At 32.3% G+C, this 24,661-nt stretch carries 24 protein-coding genes; 14 read left to right on the top strand and 10 right to left on the bottom strand.

The window, feature by feature from the left end; translation table 11 throughout:
• Complete coding sequence (locus tag AC22L0_RS24955; protein WP_087965820.1) at positions 1-672, top strand: response regulator transcription factor; 672 nt, start codon at positions 1-3, stop codon at positions 670-672.
• Entirely contained in the window at positions 669-1,691 is a 1,023-nt protein-coding gene (locus AC22L0_RS24950) for a sensor histidine kinase (RefSeq protein WP_487272494.1), read from the top strand. Before AC22L0_RS24955 ends, AC22L0_RS24950 begins: the two co-directional genes overlap by 4 nt.
• 434 nt (positions 1,692-2,125) lie before the next feature.
• On the opposite strand, the gene AC22L0_RS24945 is transcribed toward AC22L0_RS24950, so the two are convergent.
• Entirely contained in the window at positions 2,126-3,358 is a 1,233-nt protein-coding gene (locus tag AC22L0_RS24945; protein ID WP_087965824.1) for a sensor histidine kinase, read from the bottom strand.
• 4 nt (positions 3,359-3,362) lie between these two features.
• On the bottom strand, positions 3,363-4,055 hold the full coding sequence (locus AC22L0_RS24940) for a response regulator transcription factor (RefSeq protein ID WP_000362055.1): 693 nt from the start codon (positions 4,053-4,055) through the stop codon (positions 3,363-3,365).
• Positions 4,056-4,756: 701 nt separating this feature from the next.
• Here AC22L0_RS24940 and AC22L0_RS24935 point away from each other — a divergent pair.
• The 3 genes from AC22L0_RS24935 to AC22L0_RS24925 are packed head-to-tail and all read left to right on the top strand — an operon-like array spanning position 4,757 to position 8,757.
• Positions 4,757-5,557, top strand: coding sequence for a lipoprotein BA_5634 family protein (locus AC22L0_RS24935; protein WP_087965826.1), 801 nt, complete (start codon positions 4,757-4,759; stop codon positions 5,555-5,557).
• A gap of 21 nt (positions 5,558-5,578) precedes the next feature.
• Entirely contained in the window at positions 5,579-6,292 is a 714-nt protein-coding gene (locus AC22L0_RS24930) for an ABC transporter ATP-binding protein (RefSeq protein WP_087965828.1), read from the top strand.
• Complete coding sequence (locus AC22L0_RS24925) at positions 6,289-8,757, top strand: ABC transporter permease (RefSeq protein ID WP_487272493.1); 2,469 nt, start codon at positions 6,289-6,291, stop codon at positions 8,755-8,757. The genes AC22L0_RS24930 and AC22L0_RS24925 overlap by 4 nt, the downstream gene beginning before the upstream one ends.
• A 374-nt stretch (positions 8,758-9,131) precedes the next feature.
• Here AC22L0_RS24925 and AC22L0_RS24920 read toward each other — a convergent pair whose 3' ends face one another.
• Positions 9,132-9,578 carry a hypothetical protein gene (locus tag AC22L0_RS24920; protein WP_087965832.1) on the bottom strand — a complete coding sequence of 149 codons (447 nt, stop codon included), beginning with the start codon at positions 9,576-9,578 and terminating at the stop codon, positions 9,132-9,134.
• A gap of 302 nt (positions 9,579-9,880) precedes the next feature.
• Entirely contained in the window at positions 9,881-10,234 is a 354-nt protein-coding gene (locus AC22L0_RS24915) for a hypothetical protein (RefSeq protein WP_000533251.1), read from the bottom strand.
• Between the two features lie 517 nt (positions 10,235-10,751).
• Here AC22L0_RS24915 and AC22L0_RS24910 point away from each other — a divergent pair.
• Together AC22L0_RS24910 and AC22L0_RS24905 are read left to right on the top strand one after the other, a co-directional pair.
• Positions 10,752-10,904, top strand: a complete 153-nt coding sequence (locus AC22L0_RS24910) for a hypothetical protein (RefSeq protein ID WP_487272492.1) — start codon at positions 10,752-10,754, stop codon at positions 10,902-10,904.
• A 222-nt stretch (positions 10,905-11,126) separates the two neighbouring features.
• Positions 11,127-11,249, top strand: coding sequence for a hypothetical protein (locus AC22L0_RS24905; RefSeq protein WP_487272516.1), 123 nt, complete (start codon positions 11,127-11,129; stop codon positions 11,247-11,249).
• Between the two features lie 113 nt (positions 11,250-11,362).
• Here AC22L0_RS24905 and AC22L0_RS24900 read toward each other — a convergent pair whose 3' ends face one another.
• Positions 11,363-12,346, bottom strand: a complete 984-nt coding sequence (locus tag AC22L0_RS24900; protein WP_487272515.1) for a DUF4046 domain-containing protein — start codon at positions 12,344-12,346, stop codon at positions 11,363-11,365.
• A gap of 231 nt (positions 12,347-12,577) precedes the next feature.
• Between AC22L0_RS24900 and AC22L0_RS24895 the strand changes: the two genes are divergently transcribed.
• A complete protein-coding gene (locus tag AC22L0_RS24895) occupies positions 12,578-14,071 on the top strand; it encodes a peptide MFS transporter (RefSeq protein WP_000413411.1) in 1,494 nt (497 codons plus the stop codon).
• 655 nt (positions 14,072-14,726) lie between these two features.
• On the opposite strand, the gene AC22L0_RS24890 is transcribed toward AC22L0_RS24895, so the two are convergent.
• A complete protein-coding gene (locus AC22L0_RS24890) occupies positions 14,727-16,109 on the bottom strand; it encodes an alpha/beta hydrolase family protein (protein ID WP_487272491.1) in 1,383 nt (460 codons plus the stop codon).
• 257 nt (positions 16,110-16,366) lie between these two features.
• On the opposite strand from AC22L0_RS24890, the gene AC22L0_RS24885 reads away from it, so the two are divergent.
• Complete coding sequence (locus AC22L0_RS24885; RefSeq protein ID WP_170925776.1) at positions 16,367-16,540, top strand: hypothetical protein; 174 nt, start codon at positions 16,367-16,369, stop codon at positions 16,538-16,540.
• A gap of 67 nt (positions 16,541-16,607) precedes the next feature.
• Positions 16,608-16,805: a thermonuclease family protein gene (locus tag AC22L0_RS24880; RefSeq protein ID WP_487272490.1), complete on the top strand. Its 198-nt coding sequence runs from the start codon at positions 16,608-16,610 to the stop codon at positions 16,803-16,805.
• Here the strand turns inward: AC22L0_RS24880 and AC22L0_RS24875 are convergent.
• Complete coding sequence (locus tag AC22L0_RS24875; protein WP_163050577.1) at positions 16,791-16,946, bottom strand: DUF2651 family protein; 156 nt, start codon at positions 16,944-16,946, stop codon at positions 16,791-16,793. The two genes, AC22L0_RS24880 and AC22L0_RS24875, sit on opposite strands and share 15 nt — an antisense overlap.
• A 233-nt stretch (positions 16,947-17,179) precedes the next feature.
• Positions 17,180-18,331, bottom strand: a complete 1,152-nt coding sequence (locus AC22L0_RS24870; protein WP_487272489.1) for a hypothetical protein — start codon at positions 18,329-18,331, stop codon at positions 17,180-17,182.
• A 119-nt stretch (positions 18,332-18,450) separates the two neighbouring features.
• Between AC22L0_RS24870 and AC22L0_RS24865 the strand changes: the two genes are divergently transcribed.
• Both AC22L0_RS24865 and AC22L0_RS24860 read left to right on the top strand, forming a co-directional pair.
• Positions 18,451-18,858 (top strand): hypothetical protein, encoded by a 408-nt coding sequence (locus AC22L0_RS24865; protein ID WP_487272488.1) that lies wholly within the window; start codon positions 18,451-18,453, stop codon positions 18,856-18,858.
• Positions 18,859-18,986: 128 nt separating this feature from the next.
• Positions 18,987-19,151, top strand: a complete 165-nt coding sequence (locus AC22L0_RS24860; RefSeq protein WP_170964345.1) for a hypothetical protein — start codon at positions 18,987-18,989, stop codon at positions 19,149-19,151.
• A gap of 299 nt (positions 19,152-19,450) precedes the next feature.
• Here the strand turns inward: AC22L0_RS24860 and AC22L0_RS24855 are convergent, their stop codons facing one another.
• Positions 19,451-19,621: a hypothetical protein gene (locus AC22L0_RS24855; RefSeq protein ID WP_000204757.1), complete on the bottom strand. Its 171-nt coding sequence runs from the start codon at positions 19,619-19,621 to the stop codon at positions 19,451-19,453.
• 993 nt (positions 19,622-20,614) lie between these two features.
• On the opposite strand from AC22L0_RS24855, the gene AC22L0_RS24850 reads away from it, so the two are divergent.
• A complete protein-coding gene (locus AC22L0_RS24850; protein ID WP_487272487.1) occupies positions 20,615-21,091 on the top strand; it encodes a GNAT family N-acetyltransferase in 477 nt (158 codons plus the stop codon).
• Between the two features lie 1,033 nt (positions 21,092-22,124).
• Complete coding sequence (gene xerS / locus AC22L0_RS24845; protein WP_135238824.1) at positions 22,125-23,198, top strand: tyrosine recombinase XerS; 1,074 nt, start codon at positions 22,125-22,127, stop codon at positions 23,196-23,198.
• Between the two features lie 395 nt (positions 23,199-23,593).
• On the opposite strand, the gene AC22L0_RS24840 is transcribed toward xerS, so the two are convergent.
• Positions 23,594-24,640, bottom strand: coding sequence for a M4 family metallopeptidase (locus AC22L0_RS24840; RefSeq protein ID WP_487272486.1), 1,047 nt, complete (start codon positions 24,638-24,640; stop codon positions 23,594-23,596).
• Positions 24,641-24,661: the final 21 nt, after the last annotated feature.

Genomic DNA, 24,661 nt, shown 5'->3' with positions numbered 1-24,661 from the left:
ATGAAAAAAATCATTCTGATTGAAGATGATGAAATCATCAGAGAAGAATTACAACATTTTTTTATAAAGTATGGATATGAAGTAAAGGCTCCCACAGACTTTAATCATATTATCGAATATATAGAAAGTGAGAATGCAGATCTTATATTACTAGACATAAATCTTCCTGTGTTCGATGGCTATTATATATGCAGAGAAATACGTAAAACTTCCGATGTTCCAATCATCATGGTTACAAGTAGAGATAGTGATGTAGATGAACTAATAAGTATGAATTTAGGAGCAGATGATTTTATAACAAAGCCTTATAATACAGAAATACTATTAGCAAGAGTAACAAACATTTTAAGAAGAACATCTGGAGATTTCAAAATGAATCATATCTTAATGTATAGGGATTTTACTTTAAATCTTTCAAATGCAACAGTTACTTATCAAGACAAGTCTGTAGAATTAACTAAAAATGAAGTTAAAATACTTTCATGCTTAATAAATAATCGCGGAAATATTGTAAAAAGAGATTCACTCATAGAAACTTTATGGAAATCTGATTATTTTGTGGATGATAGCACCTTAACTGTTAATATAAATAGATTAAGAAAAAAGCTTGAAGAGATAGGTATAGAAAATCCAATTGCAACAAGAAGAAGCTTAGGGTATATAATGCCATGAAAATAGGTGAATTTACTAAAGATAAAATGGTAGTAATACTATCTAATGTACTGGTATTTATTATACTAGCAGGTATATTGCTGACTGCAAATGTTCAGTTCATTATCATATTCTTTGTCTATTGTATTTGGTTTTTTCCATTGATTTCATATATGGTTATAGAATTTATAAAATGTAAAAATTATTATAATGAGATTAATGGCATATTAGAAAACTTGGAGAAAAAATACCTACTACCAGAGGTCGTAAAGGAAGCAAACTTTATACATGGTGAAAAGCTTAACGCAATACTGAAAGAAGTAAGTAGAGATATGCATGAAAATGTAAAGTATTATAGAGACATACAGTTGGATTACAGAGAATATATAGAGACATGGGTGCATGAAATTAAGACACCAATAGCTTCTACAAAGCTTATAATTGAAAATAATCAAAATGAAGTAACGAATAAAATTGACTCTCAAATGGATCGAATTGAGGGGTTTGTAGAACAGGTTCTATATTATTCTCGAAGCAATAACGTTAATAAAGACTATATGATAAAGCCAATCAACCTTGATAATGTAGTAAGAAATGTAATTAAAAGAAACTATAGGGATTTTATTCATAAGAGAATAAAATTAGATATACAGGATATTGATGAGATTGTATATAGTGATGGGAAATGGGTTGAATTTATTATTAATCAAATAATAGGAAATTCTATAAAGTACTCAAATAACAAAGAACAAATGATACGTATATACTCAATTAAGAAAACTAACGCAGTAATACTAACTATAGAGGATAATGGAGTAGGGATAGTAACTAGAGATATAAATAGAGTTTTTGAGAAAGGATTTACTGGAGAGAATGGAAGAAGATTTAGCAAAAGTACAGGAATGGGCTTGTATCTATGCGAAAAACTGTGCTCAAAATTAGGTATGAAAATTTCCATTGATTCTGAAGTGAATAAAGGAACTAGAGTTACATTAATATTTCCGTTGTCAGCTATGGTAACTTTTGAGCCTTATTTATAAAAGAGATGCTGCTATCTTTCCACGAATTTCGTATGAAACTTAAAAACACACGTAAAACGGTATGAAAAGACTAGAAATTCTCTTCATACCGTTTGTATTATTTAGTCATTTAACGTAAGAGTTGGTTTGGTTGCTACACAGACCTTGTAAGTGAGAAATTGTACACTATATAAAACAGTAAAATAAATATCCGATCCCTTAGCGTACAAGGAATCGGATATTTTGTGTCTAAATTTTGTTCAAACGTACAGTTTTCTTTTTTTATATGGTGACTCTATACCCATCAAGCTAAGATTTTTAATTACCCCTAAAACGAAAAAGTTATTTCTCTACAATCATTTATGAAAAATTAATTGAATTTCTTTTTTTACAGATGATTAATTTTTAAAAATTATACTCAAGGGTTAGGGTTTTACAATAACTTTTATGAACTATTAATACTTCATAAAAGTTATTGTGAATTTTGTGAATGAGTGTTTTTGACTTTCTACTTTAATAAATCCATGGTGAGCTTCGATAATTGATTTCGCTAGTGCTAAGCCAATTCCAATGGAACCTTCTTTATTAGAATTTTTTGTTTTGTAAAATCTATCGAATATATATGGCAAATCTTCTGATGCAATACCTTCACCAAAATCTTGAATTATTATTTCAGTATGAATAGGAGAGTTTGTGACTTCAATATAAATAGAACTATTATCATTTGAATGTTCAATGGAATTCTTTAAAATATTTAATAATGCTTCTTGCATCCAAATACTGTCATGGAAAAGTGATATTTTTTCATTGGTTTTTAAATGTATGTTCATATTTTTTTTATTTAATTTACTGTTCAAACTAGCAATGACCTCATAAATTGTATCAATAATATCAGAGTTTTCTTTTTCAAATAGTATTGCTCTAGCATCTATTTTTGAAACTTTTAATAAATTATGTATTAAAAAGTTGATTCTTGAAATTTGAACATCATTATTGTGTAAAAAATGATATTGTTGTTCATTTAATTTACCTTGTAATAAGATATCATTGTTCACTGTTAGTGTTGAGAGTGGTGTTTTTAGTTGATGAGAAATATCTTGTAAAGTTTGAATTAAAAATTGTTTTTCTTCCATTAAATTATGCATACTTTTTCTAATAACATTTTTCAGTTTATGAAAAGAATTAGCAAGTTTAGCTAGATCACCTTCTCTATTTTCCTTGATATCAATGGTATAATCACCTTCAATAATTTTATTCGCTGCAGCTGTTACATTTCTAATTTTTAAGAAAAAAGATTTATATTGTAAGTAATTTAGAAAAATTAGGATTAAGCTGAACCCTATTGCTCCAAGGAACATGTATATATTGTTTTGGGATATATGTTTATTTAAATAAGGAAAAAGTCTTGAATCCAATTCAGCAGATAGACCATATTGTTTTAATAGCATTTCTCCATCACTGGAATAATCTTTTTTATTGGCTGTATCATTTGTAAGTGCTTGTATTATTTCGTATTCATTTTCTGGGTTTTGTTCAATTAGTTTTCCAGTAATTTCACTCCAAATAGTAATATAATCATTTTTTAAATGGTCATATAGAATATGAACTGTGATAACTTGATATATAATAAATAAAAAAGAGATTAATGCTAATGTAAGTATATTAATTTTTATTTCTCTATTTATCATTAAATTACTCCTTACTGACGTCTTTATTCCAGAAATATCCGACACCTCTTTGTGTGATTATACAGTCAGGATTTTGTGGATTATCCTCAATTTTACTTCTCAATCTTTTTACATAAACAGAAAGAGTATTTTCATCGAAAAACACTTCACCTTCATCTGCTATTTTTTTCAATATCTCATTTCTTTGTAACACTTTATGAGGATTTAGCATTAACGTTAATAAGAGTTTGTATTCTAAATGTGTTAAATTTATACTTTTCTCATGCTTAAAGGCTCTGGCCGCTTCAACTTCAAGCTGTATATTTTCAGACTTCAATATAGTATTAGAAGCTGTTTTAATTTTTTTTCTTAATTGTACTTTTACTCTAGATAATAGCTCTTTTACCCTGAAGGGTTTTGTTATATAATCATCTCCACCAATATCAAGGCCCATTACTACATTTGCCTCCTCATCCAGTGCTGTGAGAAAAATAATAGGTATATCACCTTTTCTTTTAAGATAGGTACATAAATCATACCCATTTCCATCTGGGAGTCCAACATCCAATATAGCTAAGTCAAATTTATTATTTTCGTATTGGTCTTTTGCATCTTGTACAGTAGAAACTCTTATGACCTCAAGTCCTTCTCCTTTTAGAGTAAACTCAATAGCCATTCCTAGATCGTTATCGTCTTCAACGAATAATACTTTATCCACAGTATCTCTCCTCATTTGTCTTTGATTATGGCAGTATTTTAGATTATGACAGTTATTTTACACGTTGATTGGCTAATTTAAAATAGTTTGGTATGGAAATGGATTTTTAGAGGCTTTTCTGAGTATAAGCATAATACCCAAATCGACTTAAAGCTTTTCAGTACATAATGAGATACAACAATTACTTAAAGCAGAATATTTATGTAATTCATACATGTACTTGCTTATATTTTGAAAAACCTTGTAATAGTGTCTTGTTGAATTTGTACGTTTTTATACAATCAGTAAAGTTTTGTTTAAGTTATCTTATACAAAAATGTTAAATGAAATTTGAATTCACATTAATTATGTAAATGAATTTTAAAAAACAGATCATTGAGAATAAGAGCCGAATGGGAGCGGATTTTTGAGAATTTGAAAAGTATGTGTGTACTTAAATAAGTGTATAAAAGCCGTTTAATTTTAAAGTATATCTTAATCAGAGTTACGAGTATATAAAAAGTTAGATTTAGTAATCTTACTAAATTGTAAGATTAAAGTATATATAGTAAGACAAGAGTTATTCAATTAACAATTAAAGACGTCTATACTGAAGGTAATCATTCTTTATTAAGACTTGTAGCATTTTAGCCACTGTTTATATAAAGAAAAAACCTACTGTTCTAATCCCAGATTAAACATAGTATATGAGGAGGAAGAAAATGAAAAAGGTAATAGGATTTCTAGTAGTAACAGCAATTTTTATAGGTATAGGGTTTGCTGTAAATCGGTATATAAATGGTCCCTCACAACCAGTAAACGGTATCATGGTATCTGGAACGAAAGAAAATATATCAGCTGTCAAAAATCTGTATAAAGATCAAAACGTAAGAACAGCAGATTATAGTTATAAATTGGTCACAGAAATAATAAAACAAGAATTCACTACCGAACAGAAAGAAGAAATTAAGAAAGAATGGAAAGAAAAAGGAGGAAATATGACTGAAGAAGAGATAGACAAGGAACTTAATAAACCATCTGTTAGAAAGAAACAATATGCGGTTATTACAAAATCTACAGCTGAAAAATTCTTGAAAAAAGGAATTATAAGAACACCCTTATCTAAAGAAGATAGTTCAATGACTTCAGCCTCGGTAAAAGAAATAAAAGAATTAGCGAGTGAAAAAAACATATTTTATAGAAAAAATGCGGAAGATGGGGAAGTTAAGGATGGAAATTTAAATTTAAATGGACAAATGATACCTGTTCAACATATTGAACAAAATAATTGGATTGGCTATTTTTCATCACCGATAGTAATTGTTAATGAGGAAACATATAAACAATTAAAAGAAAAAGAAGTAAGCCTTTCGTTAATTCAGTTTGCAAAAGAAAATTTTGATTATAAAAATAAAAACAAAGTAAAAAAGGTGGTCGACTACGTTTCAAAAGTGTATGCAGTGAAAGACGAGAATGGTGAGCACGATAAGGATAAAATCTATTTTGTAGAGATTCAAAATTAATCTGTGAAAAGGATGAGTTGTATGGAGGTTGTTAGATTAGAAAATGTAGTAAAAACATATGGAGAGGGAGAAACGCAAGTACAGGCGTTAAAAGGAATTAATCTTTCCATTCATAGAGGAGAATTCGTAACCATAGTTGGAGCATCAGGTTCTGGTAAAAGTACCTTATTGCATATTTTAGGAGGGCTGGATCGTCCGAGTTCGGGAAATGTGTTTATAGGTGATGAAAATATCTACAATTATAAAGATAATGAACTCTCTATTTTTCGCCGAAGAAAAGTTGGATTTATATTTCAGTTTTTCAATTTAATTCCTGTCTTGAATGTACAAGAAAATATTGCTTTGCCAGCTCTATTGGACGAAGAACAGGTAGATGATCATTACCTGGATGAAATTATAAGAATTCTAGGGTTAAATGAAAGACGAGATCATTTGCCTTCTGAATTATCGGGTGGTCAACAACAAAGGGTATCTATTGGTAGATCCCTTATAAATAAACCCGATATTATCTTAGCGGATGAACCAACCGGAAATCTAGATACAAAAAATACAAAAGAAGTTCTGAATTTATTAAAAGTAACGGCTAAAAAATATAATCAGACGGTGATTTTAATTACTCATGACCCTGCTATCGCATCAAACTCTGATCGAATTATAACCATTACAGATGGCATGATTATTTCAGATAAAAAGTTAGTGCAAAATCAAGAGAAATGTGGAGGGGAGGAGTATTGATTCATAGTTACAAACAGTTAAGTCAAAAATATCTCAGAAGTAATATAAAACGTACTCTGCTAACATTAACAGGTATTATTCTAGCATTGGCGCTAATAACAACGATTGGACTTTTTTTTAATAGTGGATACACTTCGGGAATTGAAAATGCTAAAAAAGGTTCTATGGGTTCTGCAAATATTTCAGTTAAAAATTATAATCAAAAGCTTTTCAATATGATAAAAAGTAATCCGAATATATCTTCTTATGGCATCATAACTCCAGGAGAGGTGCTCCATGTTGATGATATAGCTGTCTCTTATATGTATGCAGATCATCAAGCATTGAAGCTGTTACAGTCTAGTATTCCTGTAGAAGGTAAGCTGCCTTCAAATGAAAGCGAGGCTGTTTTGGATAAATGGATGCTGCCTTACTTCGGTCCCAATCTTAAATTAGGCGGTATGTTTACTATTCATGAAAAAAAATATAAACTTGTTGGTTTGCTAAATAAGTCTAGTAGTACTCAGGAAAATAAAACTGGTCAATTATTTACATATAAAAATAATTTCAAAGTTGGTGAAGGTAGCGTATTGATTGAATTGCATAAGTACGCAAACTTTGATGAAGTTGAAAACCAATTTAAATTATTGACGAATAAAGAAAATATAAGAGTGAATGACGAATTAAAGAGAGCCTTAAAGCCTAGTGTGGAGATAATGGTGGCAGCCGCTATTAGTATTGGGATTGTTGTGATTTCTACAATTGTTATTATTTACAATGCATTTCAAATTAGTATAGTAGAGCGAATGAAACAGTTTGGGCTATTGAGGAGTATAGGAGCTACAAAAAAACAAATCAGAAAAATTGTGATAAGAGAAGCAACATTTCTTTCTATTATTGCTATCTTTTTTGGGATTTTGTGTAGTATATTAGTAGTCTTTTTACTTAATCAAGTACTGATAAACGTACTTAAAAACTCTATGGGATACACAATTAAATTAGATTGGTTAATTATATGTGTAAGTTCGTTAATTACATTGATAACTGTTTATATTTCAAGCTATTTTCCCGCTTTTTTTGCAGGTAGAATTTCACCGCTACTGGCCGTAAGTAGCCGATTGGCTATAAAAAAAGAAAAAATAAAGAAAAAAAAGAGAACAAAACTAAAGAAATCACTATCTTTTCCGTTAAGTATGGCATTGAAAAATATCCAAAGAAATCCCAATAGATATACAGTTACAATTTTGTCTATTATTATAAGTAGTGTACTGTATATCACGTTTACGTTTCTCATAGATACTGTCATTCAGCGTAAACAACCGGAAATTCAAGCTCTAAAATCGGATATATCAGTTACGGTTAATTCAAATTTAGACAAGCCTAGCATAGATCGTATGAGTCGAAATATTTATAAAGTTAATAACGTAGAGAATCTGTACAAGCAATATCAGGCAAATGATTTTTATACGAAAGTACCAAAAAATAAACAAATTAAAGAATTACAAGGAAATGAATCGCTGTATCATAAAGTAAAATACAATAATCAGACTGTAGAAATTATGGAAACACAAATAAAAGCATACGATGAGAATAGTTTAAAGAAACTAGCTGAAAATGTAACTAGTGGAAGAATTGATATTTCAAAATTAAATCGTGAAAAAGAGGTTATTTTAGTAAAGCAAGCTGCATCAAATGATATGAATACAAGTAAAAAATATATAGGTTCTCTAAGTACTTTTCAGGTAGGGGATGAAATCCAAATAACAAGTCGACAGGAAAGAAAACCTACAGAGGAAATCTCTTACAATGAAGACAAACTAGAAACTTTAAAAATAGCTGCAATTGTAGAATTAGATATTTTTAATATGAGTAGAGTGATGGATACCATAACTTTTATTACTAGTGAACAAATAGCCGAACATATTACACCATCTCCACAAAAATTAACAGGTTTTGAAATTGATTTAGAGAATCAATCTCAGGCTGATGCTACAATTTTAGATATACAAAAGAAACTGAGTGGAGATGCATCTATAGATGTAAAAAATAATATTGTTCAAAGTAATTTCCATACAGACAATATACTTTATATAAAAATATTAGGGTACGGATTTATAGCTGTTATTACACTAATTGGTTGTGTAAATATTTTAAATACCATCACAGTCAGCATCATTATGAGAAGAAAAGAATTAGCTGCTTTAAAATCGATTGGTATGTCGCAAAAGGATTTGAAAAAGATGGTTATATATGAAGGACTCCTGTACGGTTTCTTTGGAAGCATACAAGGAATCTTTTTCGGCTGTATGTTGTCATATATTCTTTATGTAGCACTGTCAAATACGATTTCGTTTGAATGGATTATTCCTTATCAATCTATCTTTATCACATTTATAACTGCACTGTTGATTAGTTATGTATCGGTACTAATTCCGCTTCGGAAAATTAAAAAGGATAACGTTATAGATGTAATTAGAGAAGAATAGTAGTAGTTAAAACAAGATGTGCTTCTGAGGTTCAACTGAGATACGTATAAAACGGTTTGTAAACTGTATTATATTTCAATTTTACAGTTCAAATCGAGGAATTCTAAAACATAAAATACAAAAGTACCATATATTATATAAGGTACTTTTGTCAGAGTGTTGGGAACTCTAAAGGGTTTCCAAACACTCTGTAAAAATACACCTAGTTAATAGGTGTATTTTTTAGACTTGAAAACCACTTATGTAGTAGAGATTTCTCTCGGGTACAGTGTATCACATTAGAAAACATGCGTATACATCATATTTGTTACGTAAAATAGATTTCTTTTGGTATACGATTCATTTAAAATTTAATTTGATCCCCTTTTGGGAACTTAGATACCTTCGCCAGGTTCTGTATTAGATGGAGCCCCGCCATGGTCCCCATCTGCTTCTAGTTTTGGAGCTGGATAATGTCCATGCGTATCTTGTATCGGAACAGGTGTTTTCCCACGGTTTAAAGCAGGAGCACCACCAGTATGACCATGAGATTCTAGCGAAGGAGCGATTAAATCTGCATGAGTCTCTTTTTTAGGAGCCATTCCTTCCCCATGTGTATTTGTAAAGGAAGGAGCCCAAGTATCTCCTTTGTTGTATGATGAAATAGGAGGTCTTCCGTGATCATAAGCAGGAGCCCATGAATCCCCATGCGACTCTAATTTCGGAGCAAAAGTTTCTCCATGTGCAGCTTTTACAACTCCGCCATCTCCAATGTTTACACCAAAAAGACCAAAAATAAAGACAGATAATCCTACAATCGTTAATCCAAGTTTTCCTTTCAAACTATACCTCTCCTTTTTGCTTTGTTTTTTCTATTTTGTCTAAACGTGGTAGATAAAATGAAACGAATCGTAAAAAAATTACCAATTTTATACGGTGTATGACTAATTCTGTGTAAGATTTTGTAAAACCTTCTTAAAACTAGAGTTTTCTAAAAAATATTTTCGACAAAAATCAACGTTCGTAGGAAGTTGTTTTTTAGAAGTGCCGATTTATTTGAAAAAGGGAGAGTGATCCACTGAAGAATCCAAGTAATTACTTAATTGAACAAAAGTGTTAAGCAAAAAAGAGCATCTAACATAAGTTAAATACTCCTTGTTTTAAGACTATTTTCAGTTATATCTCTAATGGAATAGTTATCACTAAAATTAACAATAACAGAAACTTTTTGATGTTTATTGTTTATGACATGTCCATGCAGATAAATTTCATGTGTTCTATATTCTTCTGATGGTTTAATTGTTTCGATTACAATATCGAGATTTCTTTCTTTTTTGAAGTAACCGATAGTTATTAGTTCAGCAGTCTTTTTTACTTCTGGCCATTCCTCATTGTATTCTTTTGGAATGAAATGAGCTGACGCCAAAAGTATAAATACAATAGGGATGGTAATAAAAGCTATACTTATAATTCCATAGCGTAATAAGTTTCTTCCCATTAAGTGACACCTACCAATGATGTTGTATTAAATATGGTCAATAGTCTGTATAATAAACCAACATTAACCAATTTACTATCTATTAAGGTGACAATAGTATTACAAATTTGTAAGGTTTATCAGGTATAGAAACTAATGAAAAGGATATACAGTCGTTATTTTTCAGCATATCCTCTTCGGAATTTATTAAATACTTAGTTGAATGTCGTTATCTCTATATAGATATTTTATTTGAACAAAAAAATGACCCTTCAATTGAGTAAGAGTCCTAAAAGCAAAGAAAAAGTCCTAGAGGGGACTAGGACTTTTCTACTGAACGATACGATTTATAAAAAGAATATAATTAATATATTATAAGAATGTTTCATAAATGTATCAAAAAAGTGAACATTTTGTTATTCGAATCTAAGTTGAAAACCACATATTTAAGCATGTAGTTTAATAAGAAAAGAGGAACTTAAAATCTGATGAATCTCCACCAATATCGTTTAATTGTCCAATGTAAAGGTGAAAGGATATGAACGAAAAAGCCAATTTAGTAGGAAGTAAATTTAAAAAGTCCTGTATTTTGACAGGACTTTCAAAAAGGGAACAACAGTTAACAACTGAAGATACCTTTATATTACTATTAATGGTAATGTTATTCCATGTGTTATGTGTTGAGAAATAATCTCCTATGAGATGAAAAAAGTAACCAATGAAGTTAAGTGAAGAATTGATGTAAAAAGGACATTTGGACCTGTAAGTAATGGATATGAAACATATATTTATAGTCGAGAAAATGAACAGTTCATAAGCTAGAAAGTTTAGCTTGCATATAGCATATGTTGTAAGGACAGGGTGGGGATGAAGTATGGAACGACCGAACTGGGGCATCGAGGGGTTAGTATTCGTGGGCTGTACGTTTCTTGGCGCGGGAGTGGGATCTATGTTTGGGAGCGCCCAAGCTGGGTGGCTGATAGAGATGGGCGCTGGGTTTCTTGGTATGGCTTTGACGAGATGTATTGGGAAATAATATAACAGGTTCACTTTCTTCAATAAATAAAGCGATAGGCACATAAGAATGTACTTACATAGGATTTCAAAAAGAGACACCAAAGGGCGTCTCTGCATACTTACATTTCCACTTTAATTATTAAAATACCCTTTTATACCTTTAGAAAAACGATTTGGATATAAAGCAATAAGCATCCCGTAGGGGCTTCCTTTCCAATAGCGTTGTAAGGGTGTCCGTAATTTTTGTTTTATGAGCCATCGTTGATTAAATACGTTTAATAGCTGTTTTTCATCCAGTTTTTCTTTCTCTTCAATGGTCCATCTTAATGCTTCTAGTGCTTTACATTTGGACCAAAAGCCAACTGGTGTAACTTTAAATTCCCATTCTTTAAAGCGACCTGGATATAAGTCGTTTATCATTTTAAATGGACTATTTCCCCACATTAATTGGCAGGGAGACGCTAATCTGTGAGTCTTTAGCCACTTTATACTGTATACATCCAGTATTTGTTCGGGCGTTAATTTTTCTTTTTCTTCAATGGTCCATTTCAATGCTTCTAATGCTTTTTCTTTTGTCCAGAAGTTATTGGGCGTCATGAGAAATTCCCATTCTTTAAAACGACTAGGGTACAAATCGTTAATCATTGCAAACGGACTACTATTCCAGTACATAGCCAGAGGGGCACTAAGTTTGTTTTTCTCCAACCATTTTTTGCCGTATACGCGTAAGAGCTTTTCGTTCGATAAACCTTTTTTTTCTTCAATCATCCATCTCAAAATCGTTAATGCCTTTTCTTTCGTCCAAAAATTTAAAGGAGTCATACCAAACTCCCATTCTTTAAACTCACTTGGGTATAAATCATTTATTGCTTTAAAAGGGCTATTTTCGTATCTATGTTTGAGTAATCCTCGTAATTTATACTTTACAAGTAATTGAGTGTTCCATTTTTTTCTGATGTCTTCCTTATCCCATTTTAAGATACTGTGTAATAAATATGTGATTACTCTGCGGGCTAGCTTATTATCCATATCTTCTTTCCAAGTATTCGGAGGGAATCGTTTCCGTTTTCCATCCAATATTTCTTGATAAATATCTTCTATGGCAATGACTTTCATTGACAATATGTAAATCCTCCTACATTTGTATTTATATTTATACAGTATTAACATTCGAATTATTATATCTATATTATATAATTTAAATGAAATCAACATTAAAAACAATATATAATTTAGTTTTTTCTGAAAAACCTAATCATTTAACGAATTAATATTTGTTTAAATTTTCTATTTTTTGTTATATACTTAATTAAAATCATTATATCTGTATATTAGGAGTGTTTTTTTATGGAGAAGCTTAACAAAAGCGATATTATTCGCAGCGTTCCGCAAAATGGTTTCTTTGGACATCCCAAAGGACTATTTACTTTATTCTTTACAGAATTTTGGGAGCGATTTTCTTACTACGGAATGAGAGCAATATTACTTTACTATATGTACTATTCCATTTCAAAAGGTGGCTTAGGGATGGATCATGCCACAGCTGCATCCATTATGGCTATCTATGGTTCGTTAGTTTACATGTCAGGTATTATTGGTGGGTGGATTGCTGACCGCCTATTAGGTTCAAGTAGAACAATATTTTGGGGTGGCGTTTTAATAATGATCGGTCATCTCATATTAGCTCTACCAGGAACGGTTAGTACACTATTTATCTCAATGGTATTTTTAGTACTTGGAACAGGGTTATTAAAACCGAATGTATCTAGTATTGTTGGTGATTTATATAGTGAAACAGATACTCGTCGTGATTCAGGTTTCAGTATTTTCTATATGGGTATTAATTTAGGAGCACTATTATCTCCGTTTGTGATTGGAACACTTGGTCAAAAGTATAACTTCCACTTAGGTTTTGGTGTGGCAGCAATTGGTATGCTATTTGGATTAATTATGTATGTTCTTACGAAAAAGAAAAATCTAGGATTAGCAGGAACGCAAGTACCAAATCCTTTAACAGACAAGGAAAGAAAAAAGGTCCTTATACAGTTTAGTATTGGTATTATCGCAATTGCACTAGTTTGTGTGTTAACAATTCCAACAGGTATTTTAACGATTGATCGATTTACTTTACTTGTAAGTATCTTAGGTATTCTAATTCCAACAGGCTACTTTGTCTTTATGTATCGTAGTCCAAAGACGACAGAAGTTGAAAAATCTCGCTTAATTGCTTACATACCACTATTTATCGCTGCTACAATGTTCTGGGCGATTCAAGAGCAGGGAGCAATCATCTTAGCTAGTTATGCTGATCAACGTACGCAGTTAAACTTTGCAGGATTGGAGGTTCAATCTTCATGGTTCCAATCATTAAACCCTATTTATATTGTTTTACTAGCACCAGTATTTGCTTGGCTTTGGGTAAAGCTGAATTCACGCCAACCAAGTACAGCAAATAAATTTGCTATCGGTTTATTATTTGCTGGTTTATCATTCTTAGTGATGATTATTCCAGCATATATCCATGGTACCGAATCCCTTGTTAGCCCAATTTGGTTAGTCATTAGTTTCCTTCTAGTCGTAATCGGGGAACTTTGTTTATCACCTGTAGGTTTATCTATTACTACAAAACTAGCTCCAGCAGCGTTCTCTGCTCAAACAATGAGTCTATGGTTTTTAACGAGTGCATCTGCACAAGCTATCAATGCGCAGCTTGTGCGATTATATAATCCTGAAACAGAGATTATTTATTTCGGTGTAATTGGCGGAGTATCCATTGTTTTAAGTGTTATTTTATATTTCATGGCTCCAAAGATTCAGGTACTTATGAAAGGGATTAAATAATAGAACTGTGCCAAAAACTTGTTACCATGCAGGTTTTTGTGCAGAGTTTTTTTAGTGCTTTATCGTATGTAAAACTAGCTCCTTTTAAACGAAGAACAACAAAGGCAAATTGATCAGAAGTAAGTCATTTATCGATATGGATGATTAGGAGAAAGCATTTACGGTAACCCCAAGTCGAGAATATTCCGATGCTAATATAGTTTATACATCTAACCCTATTTAATAGGTTAGTTTTGAAAGATGGAACTCCCGCATTCGAAAATGATGTACATAAGTTTTCCGAATGGGCAGCTTATTTTTTGTTTTGGGGTTACTTCAATATCTAAGCTAAATGCCTATGGAGCAAAACTAAAAAAAGACGCCAAATGGCGCCCCCAACTTGGGTTAATGAGGTTTTAGTTTTCCAATCTAAAGAAATATTGTATCAGCTCACAAACAGAGTATATCATAACATCCAAGAGAAATAATATGCATTATTACATATCGAAATAAATTTTGTATTCTTGCACTGACGGACTAGGAATAGCAAGATATGAAGCAAATAAGCGCTGTAAAAATATCAATTCATAGAAGCGATTAATTTCTGATATAACATGTTTTAATATCACAAAAGCCATCACGAAATGATGATTGCATGATGGCTTTTGTTGTTTTCTTATTTCTTTGTCTCATTGACCCATGCAGTGATGTCCTGGATGACATACGCAGGAACATTGGAAGGGACTTCGTATTCACTAGGATGACTGAATTCCCCGTCGCCCTCCGTGAAGATGTGATTCAATTTCGGATATTCTTTGAACTGAACATTACTGCGGCTTGAAAGCCCTTCTTGCCATCTCGTAAAATCGTCTTTTACAGTTACTTGATAATCACGTGCGCCTTGCAGAATCAGTAATGGCTCTTTTCGTGATTTCGCTTCCTCAACTGGACGCCAACGAGTCACATCATACATGAAATGTGGAGAAGGATAATTATAACCAGCTGGTGGGTGATCTGGATCAAAAGTAGGATCCTTAATATAAGCGAATTGTTTTTTTAGTTCATCAATAAAATCCTTAGGTGCCCCGAGGTACTGATACTGATCAAGGAGCATGTCAGTAAAAGGACGTGCAGGAGGTGCCATTAAAATACTTCCTCTTACAAGTGATGAAGGTGCTTTGCTTAGTATACGCGGCATGGTGCCAGCTCCTTGGCTATGTCCGAGAATGAAAATGTTACCTGGGTCAATACCTTCCTGCTGCGCTGCTGATTTTGCTGCATATATGGCATCATCTGTAGTATCGCGGTCTAATGTAGCAGGTTCTGCACTCATTTTAAAACCGTGTTCTAAGGAACGTTTCTCGTAACGTAGCACTGCGATACCGCTTGATGAAAGACCAGCTGCAAGGTCTCTAAAGATTTTAGCTCCCATAAATGTACTGTCACGATCTTGTGGACCAGAACCGTGAACAAGAACCACAACAGGTACTTTTTCGCCAGGTTTATGTTTTGGAACCGTTAATGTGGCTGGTAACGGGTATGTAGTATTTCCAATTACGATTTCACGTTCTTGGTAGGAATCAGGTTGGTCATAACTAGGATGCGGGATGGTATAAGATTTCTGTGGCATCGTCCTTACGCCAACTTCATCAACTTTGCCGCCAGGCGTGAATTTAAGGAGTAGTGGAATAGTAGTTCCTTCGATAGCTCCTGGAATTTCAACCGTTTGATGGACTAAGTTTCGTTCTTTAATAACAGGTGTTCCCATGCTTGTAATCCTGCTCCCGCCACTTTGTGTCCACCAGTTTTGTAATATGTTTGCCGTAAACTTGGATTGAAAAGCAGCAGACGTTAACTGAAGTGCTTCTGCATATTTATCTTGCTGGAGATAGTCAAAAAATAATGACGTACGCTCCGTTAAAGAGACTTGTTTCTTTTCTGCAGTTTGTGCCCCTTGTGTATCCGCATGAATGGTTGTTGTAAGCGGAAAAGAAGAAATACCTAAAGAAAAGAGTAGGGTAAAAGAAAGTGCTGATTTTTGTAACTTCTTTTTTTTCATCCTGTTTAACCTCCAAAATGTAATGGTATGAAATGGGGATGGTAATTAGTGGAATGACTCCCTATTGGGGTTTCGGTATATGTATGGGTGAATCCTGCATACATATCATAAAAAGTCCGTATGAAAGAGTAGAAGAGTCCAGCAATGGATGTATACAAAAACCTTTGCTACATCATAGAAGTCCATCGTTTTTCCAACAATGATTCCAATCTCGTTATGATGTCAGGAAAGAAAACAAGAAGAGAAGGAGGCATACGATGAAGAAATTTTTATGCTTCATTTCTACATTGTGCATGATTTTAGGATTGGTAACAGGGTGTAGTAGCAAAGATGACACTGGAATTTCCGTTACAAGAAATGTAGCGGAGAAAGACCAGCAGAAAGGAAGCGAAACAAAGAGAAACAAAGCAAAATTAGAAAGAAGAGAATAGTTATGAGGCAGCAGCGTCCGTACCTGTAAAAAAAGAGGAGTTTACGGGTAAACTGCAGTATCCAGAATTGGTCGAGCAGGCAATGAACCTAGTACCTGGGCAGAGTAAGAAACAAAATGCTAATAGAATCATCAAAGCTACGATACTGGATCATATCAATGGTGATACGTTTCGAGTGAAGTTAGCAAACGGTAAGGTAGAGGATGTGAGATTTCTATGTATTGATACGCCTGAAGTACATCATCCAAGACTAGGACTCCAATAGGTTATTTAATAGAAGTGTAAGAACAGGCGCAACCCATATGCGTTTTGTGACGTATGAAACATAAACGCCGAGTCCGATAACGAAAACTGGCACAAGAAAAAGTTGACGTACGAAAGAATCTATCTTGTTCAAAAAATCCATTTGACATCCTCCTTTTTACTTCATTTTACATATTTTATACGATAGAGCTTGGCAGGTCCCTTTTGGAATCGTTTCTATATGATAGTGGGTATTGTATAAAAGTACTTAAAAATAAAAAAGAACCCTCATCAGGTTCTCTTTTTAATCGTGCTAGGATAACTAGAGTTGGAATAATTACTAATTAAAGTAATGGTAAAGAGGCAGGAGCTAATAAGTAATGCATTTAGAAATGGTTATTCTCCAGCGTATATCTTTTTATATTGAATGCTTGGCTTACCTTTGTATTCGATTAGCCCTACATAGTGAATATAGTCGCCTGTCAAACTGAAGTGGTATAAATGCTTTTCAGAACCGCCTAATAGTCCCCCTACACCTGCGCGTGTAATTGCTTCTGATTCAATACTTCTCATTGCTTTACCGCCAGTAGTAGTATTATACACGTCAAACTTTAATTTTGAACCATTGTTTGTGTTAGCAATGACGTATTTTGCATTTGCAGCGATAAGGGTTTGACCGTAGTTTATCCCATACTTTAATTTTTGACCTTGTTTATCATACACATAATCGCCCTTGTTTATATCAAATACTGTTTTTCCAGAGCCATCATATAGTAAGTTTTGTTTTAAATCAATATAGATATTGTTAGTGCCATAATCCTTTAATTTCAGATTTTGTATCTCCTTTTTCGAACTGTCATCTAAATGCAGGAAGACCTTTTCTCCCTCTTGTACTAAAAGAGCGCTACCGTTCGAGGTTTGTACATAATGATATGTATTGGCTGTATTTTGGCTATTACTGATATTATTAAAAGAGGAACTCTCTAGGTTGGTATCAATCTCTACCATTTTAGCTTGTTCATCCATAAGAGAGGTTCTTGCTACTAAACCATTTGAAATGATGTGTGCATCTCCAAAGAGTGTAGAAGATACGCCGTCTTCTCCATTATAAAAATGTTGATCTTTTATAATCCATTTTCCTTCTTTATCGTCTATTTTGCCGATTGATACAAAAGTCTTATCTTTTTGCTCTTCTTGGCTGTATTTTTGGAACATGACGTAAATGTAATCACCCTTTCGAGCAACACCAAGTTCTTTCACTTTTCTATCGTCTAATAAATTAGAAAAGCTTTCTCCGCCGAATTGATCTATAGTAATTTCTTTATGGTCTTTGGCATTTTCCTTCTTTTTAGACGAATCAGAATTACTAGTATCTCCTATTTTTGACCCGCTGGCCACTTGGTCTTTAGTTGTACTTTCATTCGCAGATGCAGTTGTTTTACTTCCTTCTTTTGGTTCTGAATTGTTGGAAGAGCAACTTACCAATAAGCTAAACGTACAACCTGCTAATAATATGTTCTTACTTGCTTTAAGTATATTTCTTTTCATAATTTCCTCCTACAGATATGTTGATTGATACGATTATACTATATATAATTATATATTAATATACTATTAAATAGATTTTAATAATAGAAACATACTAATAATGAAAGGGTGTTTAAATAGTGAAAAAAGTAGTGTCATATATTGTTAGTTTAGGAATACTGTTAACAGCATGCTCAAACGAAGACAAATTAAAGGGTAGATCAGAGAGTCGTGCAAACACAAATGAAGAATCTGTCGGTCAAGTAGAAAACGATAAAGTAAAGGATAATGATTATGCTTCACCATATAATGAGGAAATGGCAAGAGTAGCCATACAAAAAATGATGAAGAAATATCCAAAAGAAGCTGGGAAGAACGTGTTACAAATTGAGAGAAGGGCAATGGATATTTTTCATGTTACAACGGATAAGGTAGAAGTTCAAATGCAGTTTAAAGATGCTGGGAGTGGAACGGTGGAATGGATTATGTGCGACTGGAATACAGGTCAACCGTTATATCAAAGTGATAAATGGAATGCTTATAGCTAATTACAACTTATAATTATCACATAGGGAATAGATAATAGATAAAAAGAATTAGCACTCAAATGAGTTCAAAGTAGTATATTGATTTTAGGCAGGAAACATTCAATACGTATAACTGGGAGAGTCGACTTATGGACTTAGAATTAAAGGTAAAGAAAGAAAAAATAAATAAATACATACTAAAAAAGCTACATAATGAAGAAAATCCGAATGCCTGGAAGCTGGATTGTATAGAGAATTGGCATGAGCTTCGTAGTGAAGGTGAAGTGAAAACAGGTTCTAGTTTAAAAGAGTAAATGTATGAGTAGGAGTTGCTGGTACATTACACAGGTAGTCTTCATATAGAATTGAATTTTATGTACCTATTACTTTAGGAAAGCATTCTGTATGCAATTCAAACAAATGCAAATCAAATCACGCATTTACAGATACAAAAAAGGAGCTGTTAGTAAAGCTAACTGCTCCAGATCAAGGAATCTCCAAGGGGAAAGGAGAAAGACTAAGGACTTTAAATGAGTTTTGGCTAATGCCTATCCCTATTATTGACGGAATAATAAGTTTTATTCAATCGTAACGAAAGTAATATGTAAGTATGTTACAAGAATAGTCCAATACCTATCCATGCAACTCCTAATATAGACAATGATTCGATAATAATTAAACGTTTAGCCTCATCTTGTTTTGGCGTAGTTAGCTTCCTAATTAGGGAGAATAGTCCACTTATTCCACACAAAGTAAGAGCTAATAGTAGTAAAGTACTTGTCATCCTGATCACTCCTAGTATTTGGATATTCTTATTGTATATCAAGCTACAGACTGAAAAATAGTAATGTTATTGTATCTGTTCTATGAAGTATGTAAAGTGTGACGTGAATCTTCAATGGATAGAGGTCGTGTAAGGTAACTTTCAGTATTAGAAGTATGAATATTGCGTGAAAGGAATGCAGACTGTTGAAAATATAAAAAACGTATAGTACAATAAGGGTGTAAGCTAGATTATAACGAACAAGAAGTCGGGTGGTTCTGATTCTCGTTCTATTGATAGGTCGTAAGCTTCTTGAAAAGTCTTGGTTTGGTCACCAAGGCTTTTTTTCGTACGCAGACAGGAATAAAAGCACTGCATGTCGCAATACTATATAGAGTAGTAATCTGGGTTTCAACGTCTTTGCACTTCAAAATGATACTGCATTGGTCGTGTGCAATGAAAGTATGGTCAGTACTTCACCTTGGAACCCAATCATAACTACAAACTGGTCTTAGTGTCGCTACTTATAGCGGCACTTTTTTATTTAAGAAGATGTCTTACATATTCAGTTATACCCTTACCTATTTCACTTTTGGTGAAAAAGTAATGTATATTTCTAAGGAAACTGAATGCTGTAACGATTGTGCCAAAAGAAAAAAGACGCTTACGTTTCTTTTCTCTCTCTGAACGTTTACGGGTGGTTCTAGTATTCTCCACGTTCTATTGTCACCTCCTCTAAAAAGAGAAGGGCAAAGACGGCACATATTCAGTGTACAGTGTTTGACAAATCTCTACAAGAATTTATTTTCTGGTATGAAACATTCGAATATGTAGGATCAATTTCGAGTAAGATGTTTGAAGAAACGTACAAAGGTTATATGTACTGATTCTCTTTTACTAGATAAATAGTATCAGTGGATTTAAGATTTTTTCATGTTGTAATTAAGCTAGGTTAATGGAATACTATGATGAAATTTAGTGTGATAAAGGGCATAAATGAATGGAGGGAATTGGATGGTTCATAACATAATACATAATAGATTCAAACTACGAGAAATCGAAGAAAATGATTGGAAGGATATACATATATACACATCACAGTCCATTGTGTACCGATACCAAGCATGGGGCCATAATTCGGAAACGGAAACAAAAGAATTTGTAAACCAAGTTCTTCAAGATGCAAGTAAGGTCCTGAGAAGTCGATTTTCTTTTGCATTGGTTGAATTGGAGTACGAAAGAGTGGTAGGGGCAGGTGCGATTATGATTCGAGATTTTAATAATAGGGAGGGAGAAATAGGGTATAACATAAATCCAGATTATTGGGGAAAGGGTGTTGCAACGGGAGTAGCAAGGTTGCTGATTACATTTGGAATTGAGGAATTAAATCTTCATCGTATTATCATGATGAGTGCAAATACTGATGTACGAATTTTCACTTACATGAAGCAGAAAGCACACAGAATGTGGTTACACCGAGTGGTAAAGTAGGGAGGGAATGTGACTTGAAAAACGGCTATATAAAGTGATTTACAATAAATTAATTTTAATCAGTTTACATAACATATCTAATAGGGACTTATAAAAAACAAGTGAATAAATCTCAAAACGAAAAGAATACTTATATCATTGAGACGGAAAGAGAAATTTAGTAGTTACATTTTGAAATTTGCATTTAAATAATATTTAGCAGAATGCTTAGCTAAACCAAGTACTATAAAAAGAATTGAAGGAAATGCTCTATTTCGACATCACAATAATTAAATTTTGTAAAATACACCATCTATTTAGTCTTAAGGAGTTAAAGTAAACTGTTTCGCATTAAAATGTTATATATTAGATATGTTCTATAAGCAATCGTTTATAATATTAATATGTATAGCTGAACGTACCAGAAACTAAAAGATAATTATACTGATGAAAGGTAGGGTATATGATGCCTTTATAAAAGCGTGAAAAAATAATCATTAACAACTTCGCGCGAAATACCAATTTTACGAACAGTAAGATGTATAAATAAAAATCTATTACAGTATTTAGGGATTTCGAACTCAATTGCATGGATCTTTGTATATTGGTATGTGTCTATATAATTCATGCTTTATATAGAAATCATTAAATGCTAAGTTAGTCATTAATATTTTTTATAGTAAATTAAATTATAATTTATAAGATTTCTTCTTAAGTTGATTTAATTAACTCCCCATAAACATGATTAAATTAATCAATTTACGCTTGATAAAAATTTTTACGGATTGATTTCTTATATAAATTTATATATCCGGTTTGTTTTATTTCACATACATTTATATTTAGTTTTTGCACAAATTTTTATAGTCTAATACAAATTTATCACTTGGTTAGCTATAATTCCCAATTAATTAACTACACTATACCATTCAGTTTTGAGTATATTTTAGAATCCCATAATTTAATTATGTAAATAAGTTTGTGTAAAAATTGAATTTAATGCGAACTTGTGTTCGTATAGTTTTTCTGTTATAGTATATATGAGGTGATTTTTATGGATTACAGCAAACAACGTCAAAAATCTGTACATCGTAAGAAATTATACGAGAATTTAAATGAAATGCCCTTTTACATAGAAGAATTTGTGGAGTACAAAGAATTGCATGATGCCTCTCCCTCCACCCTACTGAATTATGTATATGATTTTAGAGTCTTCTTTAATTGGCTATTATCTGAACAAATTATTGAATTTAAGCCCATTAAAGACATATCATTTTCTGATTTGGAGAATTTAAAGAAAAAAGATGTTGAGAACTTTATGAGGTTTTTAAAACTACAACAAAACATGCAGAATTCCTCTGTTAACAGAAAGATTTCGGCCTTAAAGTCTTTATTTAAGTACCTCACCTCCCTATCAGAGAATGAAGATGGAGAATGCTATTTTTATAGAAATGTGATGGCTAAAATTGAAATACATAAAGATAAAGAAACATTAAATGCTCGTGCAAAACGTATGAGATCTAAAATATTCCATAATGATGATGATCAAGAATTTCTGAATTATGTTAAGTATGAACATGAAAAATCTTTAACAAAACATCAGTTATTCTATTTCCTAAGAGATAAGGAGCGTGATGTAGCTATCCTCTCCCTCTTTCTTGGTAGCGGTATTCGTGTAAGTGAATTGGCCGATCTCCGCATGGAAGATATAAACTTAAAGGAAAGACTAATTGATGTAATCCGAAAAGGAAACAAAGAAGATTCTGTTTGGATTACCCCAATTGCATTAAATGATCTTGAAAAATATATGGAGATTAGAGATAAAAAATATGCTCCAGGGAAAGAATTGAAAAATGTGTTTTTATCGAAATATAAACATACTGCACAACCTCTTTCAGTTAGAGCTATCCAAGATATAGTAGAAAAATATACTAAGTCCTATGGAAAAAGAATGTCTCCTCATAAATTAAGACATACATTGGCAAATAAATTATATATGGAAGAAAAAGATTCATTACAAGTAATGCAGCAACTTGGGCATACCAGTCAAGATACAGCTTTGTTATACACTCAACTTGGGGAAACAACTATTAAAGATAGTTTAGGCAGAATAGGTAAAGAAAAATAATAAAAGGTTCAGCAATGCTGAGCTTTTTATTATTCATTGTTATTTTTAATTTTATTATGTAAAAAATACATAGTTTATCTGTCCCTTTGTTTGGGATATGAGTGATGAAAAATATTAATAAAAGATTTGAAAAACTACCTTTAGTTTGAATGTCCGTATATAAATCCATAAATTTCAATTAGATAACCAACATTATCTGTATACCATGACTTATTCCCTTCTCACTTGAGAAATATTATGGTTTATCTTCATTACCTTGCTTCATATAAAATATTTCTAAATTAAACTTTAATTCGAAAGTGCATGCTTGTTCATTTCAAAAATTGCAAAGCAAAAAGGCACCTAAATCAGGTGTCTTTTTGCAAAAATCATTTCCTAATCTTTGTTTAAATAATTTAAGATTTTGCGATACCTACATCACTAAATGCTTTTTTCACAACTTGTTCTGTGTTTTGGGGCATTTTCCCTTCGGTTATAAGTACTTTCGCGGCTTTTAGAATTTCTTCAAAAGCATCATGGAAATCAGAATTTGGGTGAAGATGAGGCCATGCATTGTACCATAAGATTGCAGCATTATCTGTTCCTATTCCCATAGAAACTAGATAAAATGCTTTGTTTGGAATACCACTGTTAGTATGCACGATATAACTTTGCCTTTTTTCTTCTGTTTCAAAATTAAGATTACTACCATCATCATATTTATTCATGTGATTCGGTTGAGTATCATGATCATTTGCAGTTCCTGGTTCTTTCATTGAACGAAGAGCTTTTCCAGGAAATTTAGGACCAATAATTTTGTCACCTATTAACCAATCGGCATTTTGAGCATTTTGACCCAAATGATATTGTTTTATTGCACTTCCCATACAATCAGAAAAGCTCTCGTTAAGGGAACCAGGTTGATCATGATATTCGAGTTTAGATGTATACTGTGTTACACCATGACTCATTTCATGTCCTATAACATCAATTCCTCCTGTAAAATCAATGAAGATTTCACCATCACCATCACCGAAAATCATTTGTTCTCCATCCCAAAAAGCATTCATAAAATGATTGCTATAGTGAACGTTAAAAATAAGATCCAGCCCTAGATTATCAATAGAATTACGATGTAATACATTTTTATAATACTCTAAAATGACTTGTCCAGCATCATATGCTTGATTCACATCCTCATCATCTGTAGGTGAATCTCCCTCGTCTCGAACTAATTTATGCTGACGTTCTTCCGTGTGTTGACAATCATAAACATGTCTAGTAGGTTTATGCTCTCTATTGTTATCCAATGTAGATTCCATTATTTGTTGACTTTTGATTATACTTTTTCTTTCCTCATGAATTTTCCTAGTATGTTCTAAGCTTTTCTGGGCTTTTTCGCTCCCTTTTTCTGCAAACTTTTCCAATAAGTATTCTGGAACAATACTTTCAATTTTTCTCATAATAATCATCTCTTTTCTATA

The organism is Bacillus sp. LQ01 (genome assembly GCF_057624735.1).
The sequence above is the reverse complement of the archived record's forward strand: the minus strand, read 5'-3'. Positions and strand labels throughout refer to the sequence as shown.